General features: G+C 52.0%; 9 protein-coding genes. 4 read left to right on the top strand and 5 right to left on the bottom strand.

All coding sequences use genetic code 11. From position 1 onward, the window contains the following. Positions 1 to 112 precede the first annotated feature (112 nt). The 3 genes from IQ254_RS27120 to IQ254_RS27110 all read left to right on the top strand — a co-directional run bounded on the left by IQ254_RS27120 (position 113) and on the right by IQ254_RS27110 (position 3709). Positions 113 to 943, top strand: coding sequence for a class I SAM-dependent methyltransferase (locus IQ254_RS27120; RefSeq protein ID WP_193969268.1), 831 nt, complete (start codon positions 113 to 115; stop codon positions 941 to 943). Then, positions 940 to 1497 carry a GNAT family N-acetyltransferase gene (locus IQ254_RS27115; RefSeq protein WP_193969267.1) on the top strand — a complete coding sequence of 186 codons (558 nt, stop codon included), beginning with the start codon at positions 940 to 942 and terminating at the stop codon, positions 1495 to 1497. Before IQ254_RS27120 ends, IQ254_RS27115 begins: the two co-directional genes overlap by 4 nt. A gap of 325 nt (positions 1498 to 1822) precedes the next feature. After that, positions 1823 to 3709, top strand: coding sequence for a serine hydrolase (locus IQ254_RS27110; RefSeq protein WP_193969266.1), 1887 nt, complete (start codon positions 1823 to 1825; stop codon positions 3707 to 3709). A gap of 205 nt (positions 3710 to 3914) precedes the next feature. On the opposite strand, the gene IQ254_RS27105 is transcribed toward IQ254_RS27110, so the two are convergent. Further along, positions 3915 to 5414: a sensor histidine kinase KdpD gene (locus IQ254_RS27105; protein WP_193969265.1), complete on the bottom strand. Its 1500-nt coding sequence runs from the start codon at positions 5412 to 5414 to the stop codon at positions 3915 to 3917. Positions 5415 to 5456: 42 nt separating this feature from the next. Continuing rightward, positions 5457 to 6275: a DUF3267 domain-containing protein gene (locus IQ254_RS27100; protein WP_193969264.1), complete on the bottom strand. Its 819-nt coding sequence runs from the start codon at positions 6273 to 6275 to the stop codon at positions 5457 to 5459. Positions 6276 to 6712: 437 nt separating this feature from the next. On the opposite strand from IQ254_RS27100, the gene IQ254_RS27095 reads away from it, so the two are divergent. Beyond that, positions 6713 to 7342, top strand: a complete 630-nt coding sequence (locus IQ254_RS27095; RefSeq protein ID WP_193969269.1) for a response regulator transcription factor — start codon at positions 6713 to 6715, stop codon at positions 7340 to 7342. Between the two features lie 174 nt (positions 7343 to 7516). Here the strand turns inward: IQ254_RS27095 and IQ254_RS27090 are convergent, their stop codons facing one another. From IQ254_RS27090 to cynS, 3 genes are all read right to left on the bottom strand, one after another. Then, positions 7517 to 7984, bottom strand: coding sequence for a nuclear transport factor 2 family protein (locus IQ254_RS27090; protein ID WP_193969263.1), 468 nt, complete (start codon positions 7982 to 7984; stop codon positions 7517 to 7519). Positions 7985 to 8083: 99 nt separating this feature from the next. Then, positions 8084 to 8746, bottom strand: a complete 663-nt coding sequence (locus IQ254_RS27085; protein WP_193969262.1) for a HupE/UreJ family protein — start codon at positions 8744 to 8746, stop codon at positions 8084 to 8086. A 45-nt stretch (positions 8747 to 8791) separates the two neighbouring features. Further along, positions 8792 to 9235: a cyanase gene (gene cynS, locus IQ254_RS27080; RefSeq protein ID WP_193969261.1), complete on the bottom strand. Its 444-nt coding sequence runs from the start codon at positions 9233 to 9235 to the stop codon at positions 8792 to 8794. Between the last annotated feature and the right edge of the window lie 85 nt (positions 9236 to 9320).

Raw genomic sequence — 9320 nt, 5'->3', positions numbered from 1 at the left:
TGGTTTGGTAGGATGCAGGAAACATATTGGTTTAGGGGAGCTGCACTGAGGCTCCCTATTTTTTGTCCCCTTTATTGTCTCAAAGCCCTGTACCGCATGACGTTGAGTACCCTTGTCACCCGTTAAGGATTTTTCCAGTACCCCAGATTCAGTACCTGACCCTTTACAGTACTTCTCGGGTCGTAGCGAAGATTACGAAAAATATCGCCCGGTGCACCCTACGACCGCCATTGATACCCTCTTAGCGGACCTTAAACCGCCCACCCAGCTCGTGGCCGTCGATGTTGGGGCGGGCACAGGCATTGGAGCAAGATTATTGGCAGACCGAGGAGTTGAAGTTTTAGCGATCGAACCCAACGCAGATATGCGTTCAGCGGCAACTGCTCATCCAGGAGTTGAGTTTCGGGCTGGAACAGCCGAAGCAGTTCTTTTGAAAAATGCCTCCGTTGATCTAGTCACCTCATTTCAGGCCTTTCACTGGTTTGAGTTTAAGAAAAGCCTGCAAGAATTTCGCCGAGTATTCAAACCGGGTGGCCGTTTGGCACTGGTTTGGAGCCTTTGGGATCAGAGCGATGCTGTCTCTAAAGAATACAACCGCCTGATTATGGAAGCCTCTAGGGATAAAGAGCGTCAATCTCCTCCCCGGCGGTCTATGGCGTCAGCAATCAAGAGCTTCCGCTATCAGCTGTTTTGGCAGGATCTATACATTCCCTACTTCAATGGTTTTCGGCGTTGCGACTTCAGGTTCAATCAGTCGCTAGATGTGGTTGGTCTAGTGGGTTTGGCTCACAGTCAGGGGGTTACCCCAGCCCAGAGACCGGCTTTAGACCAGCTAATCTCAGAGTTGTCGAACTTCTACCATCTTTTTTGCGATATAGAGGGCCAAGTACAACTGGCTTACCAAACTCGTCTGTATTTAGCAGCTTCACCCAAAAAGATATGACTAAACTGGCCCAATACGCGCCCAGCGCCTTACCCATGCATCTCAAGTACCAGCTGCTAGCAGCGGTTCGAATAGAGTGGCCACGGGCGTTTACCAAACCCAATCGCACCTGGGATTATACGCTTAAAGCAACTCATCCTCAGTATTTTACCATTTCTGAAAAAGACGTTCTTATCAGCTTCGCTGAAGTTAATCAGCGCGTGCTGCAACACGTCAATCAATCCTACCAGGTTTATGGATTAAGTGCGGTATATACCTATCCAGCATACCGTCGCGAAGGGTTCGCGCGGCAAATCGTACAGGCAACAACAGATTTCATTCGCGCCAGCGATGCCGATATAGCAATGCTCTTTTGTCTCTCCCACTTGACTGAACTTTATCGCTCAGCTGGATGGAACTTGATGCCGTCAGTAAATATCTATTATGGCGATCCCAATCGGCCAACTGTGAAAGAAGGGTCTCAGGTCATGATGCAGTTTGTGTCAGATAAAGGACGACAGCACCAAACTAGCTTTGCGCATCAGCCCGTGTATGTGGGCAGGTATACGTGGTAAGAATATCTACTCTTTAGATTGGGGAGCGATATCGCATTCGTCAAACTCCCGACATCGGCATCGGTTGAAATAGCTACAGTGCCGTTGTGAAAGCTAGCAAGTAAAACCAGAGGAAGCCCAACGTGCGTCGCCTGACCTAGACCGTAGTTATGCCAGTAACTCCCTTCAACATGTCACTGGCCCTCAACCAGCGGCATCCCCCAGTTGGACATAATGATGAAGACGACTGGAGTCTGTAACTCTAGCCAAACGGATAGCCAAGTACTCGATACGGAGCTAGCGATCGCTGACATACAGTCAAGACTGCAAAAACTTGGAGTCTTGTATGCTGAACTTCGAATCATTCGGCGTTGAATCGATCGCTTTGAATTCATCTTTAGCCGAGTTGGTACCTGGAATAGGCAGTGATCAGACGGCCCTAAAAGAACTCATCGCCCTATCTAGCTTCAGTGCTCAAAGCAGCGGCGGCGCTGCCAGTCCTACCTACGGTACAGACGCAGAAGACATTCTGATTGGCGATAGCGACACAGACCAACTGTACGGACGGAGAGGCTGTGACGTTTTGTATGGAGTCGCAGGAGATGACACAATTTTTGGCAATCAAGCCAGCGACTGGTTGTGGGGTGGACAGGGCCACGACTTCCTCAATGGTGGCCAAGGTGACGATGCCCTAGCCGGTGGGTTGGGTCAAGATAGCCTGGTTGGCGGCTCTGGCGATGACTGGCTTTGGGGTAACCAGGGGGACGATACGCTAAAAGGCAGTTCTGGTCGCGATCGGCTCTGGGGGGAGGTCGGCCGAGACCGGTTAGAGGGCGGTACAGGTCAAGACTTTCTCTACGGCGGGCATGGTGAAGACATCCTGATTGACTCAGACGGGGGCGACGTGCTCACGGGTGGTCCTTGGGCAGATGAGTTTTGGCTTTGTGGCGGAACTCTTGGCCCCACAAAGATTACCGATTTCCAGGTGGGGCGCGATCGCATCAAGCTCCTGAACATGAATCTCGCCTATGATGACCTAACCCTAAAGAATGGTGAGCTGGGTGCTGTAATCAGCGCCGGAGATATTGAACTGGCCCAACTGGCAGGGGTTGACGCTAGCCAGCTAGTCGAGAAAGACTTTATTTTTGGCAACGCCAAGGCCGCAAATGAGCTGCAGGCCGTTATTGAGCAGGTTCTACAAACAACTCACCTACCTGGGGCTACAGCAGCCGTTGCGGCTCCCGATGATACCGTCTGGATCGGTGCAGGAGGTGTTTCAGAGCTAATTCAGGAAATGCCGATGGGGATTGATGATCGCTTTCAGATTGGTAGCGTGACTAAGCCTATGGTTGCTACGGTTGCCCTACAGCTTGTGCAAGAAGGTCGTCTCAGTCTCGAAGATACCTTGACGGACTGGCTCCCGACCGCTATCACAGACGGCTTGGAACATAGCCAATACATTACTCTGCGCCACCTGCTTAACCACACCAGCGGCATTCCCGATTTTGATGACGTGTTGCTCTCAGACCTTTATGAAGATCAGTCTTTGGGGCTGAAGTCTCGAACCAACGAGGAAATCTTGGCGCAGTACGTATATGCACAGCCATCACTATCAGCCCCAGGAAAAGCCTATAGCTACAGCAATACAAACTATCTTCTGGTCGGAGAGATCGTCGAAACAGTCAGTAATACAAGTCTAGCTAAGGTATTAAGAAAGCAGATCTTCGAGCCCTTAGGGATGCAGAACAGTTTCTTCTCACCGCAAGAATCTATCCCTGGAGGTTATACCTACGGTTATTTCGATGGCGACCAGAATGGCATGCCCAGCGTTGACGTAAGCGCTCTCAATCCATCCTTTGACGGTGACGGGGGCCATGCCGGGATAGTCTCTACCGCAAGGGATGTCGCCCGTTTTACCCAAGGACTATTGGAAGGTGAACTGCTGGCTCCTGAAACGCTCAAGCAAATGACAACTAACGGGGTTCCAGTGGGTGATGGGACGTTCAGCGGTCTGGGCATCTTCTTGGACCCGCAGGGCTATACGGTTCTATTTCACGGTGGTAGCTGGCTCGGCTGGTCGAGTCAACTCCTCTATCTTCCTAATCAGGACACAACGATATCGGTCATAACAAATTTCAAAAGTCAAGCATCCTCTCAGCCAGAGGTAAAGCTTTTGCAGGATATAGGGCTGAGTGTGATCGATAACTTCAAAGACTACTTTGTAGAAAATTAGCATCTTGATCAACTTGTTACTTCGGCGTTGCCTAAGTAGGGGATGAATCTGTAAAAGCGACAGTCTTTGCAGTGCCCCTAAATTCCCCAGTTCTAGGGGACTTTGAGGCTGTTCGATTACCCCTAAGGTTGGGGGGGTAGGGGGGCAAGTCATCTCGGTAATCAGCAACACCGCCACTTCTTGTCTCTTGCCTGGGCACAACGCTTTATTCATAGCTTGAGAAGGAGGTAGCAAGGGGCAGCGTAAACCAAAACGTTGTCCCCTTATCTACCTCGCTAACAACGCCAATCTCGCCGCCGTGGGCGGTGATGATCTGCTTGCACAAATAAAGACCTAACCCCAGCCCAGGCATGTAGCGAGCTCGCTTACCTCGGGTATAGAGTTCAAATAGCCGCTGACATTGCTCTGCAGGTATGCCAATGCCATTGTCTTTGACGTAGCAGCAGAGCATTGAAGTACGGTTTAAATTTAAATTGGCTTTTGACTGTTTCGCAGGTACTGGTTGATTGGTTCCTAGAATAGAGCAGCCGGAATCAACAACTATGTCTGCCCTTAAAGTTAATTGAATACCGGAGGGATTGTGCTTGAGCGCATTGTCGATTAAGTTGCTAAACACTCGCCACAAATGGGTTGGATCAGCGCTAACCAACGGTAACGCTGAAGAGATAGAGGTGTGTAAGTCAACGTTGTTTTGTATAAGCTTGGGCTCGATATCGGCTAAGGCCGTCGCCACGACGGTGCTGAGCTGAAGCGGCTGACGGTGCAGCAGCATCTTTTGCCCATCAGCGTGGTAGGCCTCTACTAAGGCGTTGATCAGGGCCAGCTGGCGATCGCTGCCCTGCAACAGTCGGTTGAGCACGTCAGTGCTAACCTCAACTTGGTCATCAGTGGCTTTTTGAAGTAGGTTCTGCACCACGATTGAGGTGCCTGTAACTGGGCTACGCAAATCATGGGAAATAGCGTGCAAAAAGATCTGTAACTCCCGTCGCGACTCAAACTCAGAGCGACGCAGGCGTTCGTAGACGTAAACACCTGTGTTGCAAATAAGGCAGACCCAACCAATTTCAATGAAGGTGCTCGCGCTGTATACGCTACTAAAAATAGACACATTGCCAACTTCGGTAATGCCAAGCAGCGGATATACTACTGTGTAGTAGCCGATGGGTAATAGCTGCGATAGTAAATGTAGCGGCCAGCGCAGCGGCAAAAGCACCGCAAAGGCCAGAAAAACAATAGTGCTAGGCTCAACTGGGGTGCTATAAAATGTAGAAATGATCTGTGTAACAAACCCGTTAACAGAGCAAGCAAAAAGCAAAAAAACGACTACTGAATAGTGCTTCCCCCAGCAAGTTTTCTGTAGTAATAAACAACACAAGAGCAATCCTGTAATCAGAAAGAAGCCGACTATAGTAATGTCTCTCCATTGCTCTGCTAGCTGGGATTGGCCATAAATTTTCTCCACATCGGAACGGATGGTCTCAATTTTGACAACAAAGATATAGAGCCCGTGGCCCGCAGAAATTAGAAAGCAAATCAGCCCAATCCAGAGGCCAAAGCCCAGCCGCTTGTGCAAAAACTCATGACGCCATTTGACGTAATCAGCGGACTCCGGCGGAAAAAGAGCCTGCCTAAGCTGGGTCCAGTACCGATGCCCTTGCTGGCGTACTTGGTATGGAGATAATCGTATTTTGCTAGAAGAAGCCATAATTAGGTGTGGAGTAGCGAAGTAATTGATGCGCGTCTTGGTTTATCTCCTTAACCCACGACTCGCGCTAGCGATCGCCAGCGCAATGGCTGGCGCAAGCAGAGCTGCTACCAGCGGACGAAAGGAAATGCTAAAGCCTTCTCTCCCCTGCATCCACCGAAAAAACGTCTGACCTCCGACCGTCAGCTGAAATGGAGGCACCTTCAAAATGTCGAAAGGAATTAGCAATGATAGGGGCATTAACGTCAGCAGCACAAAAACGATCAGGGTTAAATGGATGATCTGCCACAGGTTAGCGGGCCAGACAGAGTGACGGTCTCCACTCTGAATTTGACTGCGGCTACCTTCCCCAGGTCCATAGATAGCAAATCCGTCTCGCTGGTCTTCAATATTCACCGAGGCTGGATATCGACAAACGAGGGATGCCATCCAGAGGTCGCCGACGGCCCCTGCTGTGTTCAGTGCTACGACCCAGCCCAACCAGGCTAACCGTGGAAACATCATAAGCAAACCTAGAGCCGTGATGTTGATAATCACCAGGGGTATAAATTTGCTGACCAAGAAGGCATTACGGGTAAACCGCTGGCCAAAGGCCGTGACAAAGGTATAGGGCGATAAATGCTTCGCTCCCACCCCAAAGTGAGGGGTCCCACCAAATGCCTTGAGGGTTAGCCCATGCAGGCATCCATAAAGGGCGGGGGTTGCTATAGGGAGTGCGAACAGGGCAGCCAGTCGTCCATAATCCCAGGGATGAGTCAGCTCCAGGGCGTCTGGCGGTATCCAATGCTGCTGATGGATCGCAGTGTATACCTTGCTAACAGCTACTGAGATAGCGGAAAACAGCACTAGACCTAGCATCATCCACTGAAGTGCTAGCCTATGGCTGAGTCGGAACACGTAAATAGGACGACTAGGGTATTTTTCAGCTTTGGGCATGGCTTGATGCTCCAGTACCTTGAAAAAGCCTCAATTAAAATAGGCTGCTAAGGAAACAAATCCTGGCAGTCGTCGTCTCATTCTGCTGTTTTGTTAATCCATTAAGAGTTTCTACAATCGCGCGTCAGCTGACATCAGCCGACTGGTCAGATTCCATAATTGAGACTGTAGTTGCTTAAAGAGAAGCTTAAGAAGCTGCTTGAGCCTGGGTATGGCTAAAAAAATGCTCGTCGCTCCAGGCCGACAGATGTAAGCGCACATTGCTGAATATCGGCAGTGCCGTTTAGTCAATTTTGACGAAGAGAGGCAGCATGTCAAACGAAGTTGCGGTCTTGAACCCTGAGTCTAAACCCCACACTCCGCTGCGAATTGTGGTCGTCGAAGACGACCCGGTCATGCAGCTGGGCTTAGAGCAATTCCTGGCAGATTATGAAAATTTTGAGGTAGTTGGCCAGGCGGCAGATGGGTATTCTGGAGTCGCCTTAGCCCTTGAACTAAATCCTCACCTAATCGTGATGGATATTGGTTTACCTAAATTAGATGGGATTGCCGCAACCCAGCAAATCAAGCAAAAAAGGCCTGATATTCGCGTCGTTATGCTCACTTCCCATACCGCAGACACTGAGATGATTGCGGCGCTAGCCAGCGGGTCGGATGCCTACTGCATTAAAGGGGCTAGCCTGGAGCAACTGGAGGTGGCCATTCACTGCGCTCACACCGGGGCTACCTACCTCGATCCACAGATTGCTCGCCGCGTGATTGGCCACCTGCAACACAGGCCAACCTCTACACCGCCTATTGTTGAACTATCCAATCGAGAACTCGACGTACTCAGGCTGATTGTGGAGGGCAAGAGCAATCCTGAGATCGCCGCTGAGCTGTTTCTCAGCATCAGTACTGTGAAGACCCACCTGCGCAGCATTATGAATAAGCTGGCGGTAGATGATCGGGTTCAAGCCGCCGTGGCTGCGCTCCGCAGCAGCTTGGTTTAGCCCATTCTTAGGTACTGGGCAGGACCGCCTTCTTAATCACGCCATGGACACCCCAGTTGCCGTCGACGACTTGGGTCCGAGTCCACAATATCGGCCTCCTGAGAAGCTGTAAAGAAATACGATGACCGGGGAATTAGACCGCCGTGACTAGCGCTAGCGCTGGCGGCACTTCAATTAAACCGGAGAGTCGATCAGCCCCGGATGATCCTGCGGCCTGGGGCCTGACGTGTCCCAGTGAAACCGACGCTCTGACTCGGCAATGGGTTTGTCGTTGATGCTGGCTTCGCGGCGGCGCATCAGCCCGTTTTCGTCAAATTCCCAGTTTTCGTTGCCGTAGGCGCGGTACCACTGCCCGGCGTCGTCGTGCCACTCATACTGAAAACGCACGGCGATGCGGTTGTCGCCGTAGGCCCACACTTCTTTGACCAGGCGGTAGTCCAGCTCTTTGTCCCACTTGCGGCGCAAAAAGGCGCGAATGGCGTCGCGGCCCTGGAAGATCTCGGCCCGGTTGCGCCAGTGGCTGTCTTCGGTGTAGGCCATAGCAACGCGATCGGGGTCGCGGCTGTTCCAGGCATCTTCGGCCATGCGGGCTTTAGCGATCGCGATGTCACGGTCAAAGGGGGGAACGAGTTTTTGAGTCACGATATTACTCCATCAGCAAACGGTAAAAAAAAGCTGCTGGAGGTTACTCCAACAGCCAGGGGTCAATGGAAAGAAACCAGTTGGAAACGATTGGCCGTGCTAGCCCAGGACCACCCCGGACAAAAAGGCGGCACCAACCCCAGCCAGGGTGAATCCGGCAAATCGCAAGCTCAGCGAAGGCGCTTGCTCGGAGGCACCAAAGCGCTTAGCTAGCCAGTAGGACCCCGAAGCGATCGCCAGCTGAATTGAGGCGAACCCTACCAGGTAGGCCAAAACGGACCCCATCCCAGCACCGATCACGGCCTCTCCGTAGGCATAGCCGTGAAAAATTCCGGCCAGGGCCGCCAAAGCCACTACGACTCCGGTGCGAGGGGGCTCACGCATGGCCAGAAGGCCGCCAAACAACAGCACTGAAGCCGAGATCATAAACTCAGGCGCAGGCAGGTTCAACCCCATCAAGTGCAGCCCGGTGCCTGCCATAGAGGCGAGTACAAAGCTGATGGGAATGCTCAAGCCTCGGCCGATTACAGCCGCCAACAGACCAGCCGCCACGACAAACGCCAGGTGATCTAAACCAATGACCGGATGCCCCAGACCAGACAAAAAGCCCTCAAAGGCATTGGTGGGTGTATTGCCACCAAAGGGATGGTGGGCCAGGGCCGGACTGGCTGCCAGCAACAGGCCGACGACGGCGGCGACAGCCAAGCCACCGAGCTGCTTGATCTTCACCGGCAGCGTTTTAATCGATTGAAACTGGAACATTGAGTAGCCTCTCAGCACGGGTTTAAGGGAGAAATTTTGCAACGCTTACCACTTCTTGTAGGGCAGGAACTTGCCGCACATGATGATTTTGACGCGATCGCCCTTGGGGTCTTCCTCTTTCTCGACGTCAATGGTGAAGTCAATGGCGCTCATGATGCCGTCGCCAAACTTCTCGTGCACCACGGTTTTAATCGGCATACCGTAGACCTGCATGATCTCATAGAAGCGGTAGATCAGCGGGTCGGTCGGAACAACCGGGTCCAGGGAGCCTTTGACGGGGCACTCGGTCAATGGCTCGATTAGCGAGGAGTCGGCCCCGATCGCCTCAATCATTTTGGTGGCTTCTTCGACCGAGGCGCTGGCCTGACGGTAAAAGACTGAGGCAATCCAGACTTCGTCGCAGCCGACTTTGGCTTCTAGATCGGCGAAAGAGAGACCAGCGGCTTTCTTGGCGGCCAGCAGCTTTTCGGTAATTTCGGGAAGTGCCATGGTGAAATCCTCTTGGTTACGTCAATGTTGAGAAAGGGGGATGAGGGGGCAGGGGGGATGGTGGTGATTTGACCCACCCCTACCC

Origin of the sequence: Nodosilinea sp. LEGE 07088, from assembly GCF_015207395.1 — a bacterium.
Lineage (GTDB): Bacteria > Cyanobacteriota > Cyanobacteriia > Phormidesmidales > Phormidesmidaceae > Nodosilinea.
This window is presented reverse-complemented; position numbering and strand designations above follow the sequence as displayed.

Bases quoted from the DNA above. Each gene is read 5' to 3' on its own strand.
- IQ254_RS27115 (WP_193969267.1), top strand. From the start codon at position 940: ATGACTAAACTGGCCCAATACGCGCCCAGCGCCTTACCCATGCATCTC.
- IQ254_RS27110 (WP_193969266.1), top strand. From the start codon at position 1,823: ATGCTGAACTTCGAATCATTCGGCGTTGAATCGATCGCTTTGAATTCA.
- IQ254_RS27105 (WP_193969265.1), bottom strand. From the start codon at position 5,414: ATGGCTTCTTCTAGCAAAATACGATTATCTCCATACCAAGTACGCCAG.
- IQ254_RS27100 (WP_193969264.1), bottom strand. From the start codon at position 6,275: ATGATGCTAGGTCTAGTGCTGTTTTCCGCTATCTCAGTAGCTGTTAGC.
- IQ254_RS27085 (WP_193969262.1), bottom strand. From the start codon at position 8,746: ATGTTCCAGTTTCAATCGATTAAAACGCTGCCGGTGAAGATCAAGCAG.
- cynS (WP_193969261.1), bottom strand. From the start codon at position 9,235: ATGGCACTTCCCGAAATTACCGAAAAGCTGCTGGCCGCCAAGAAAGCC.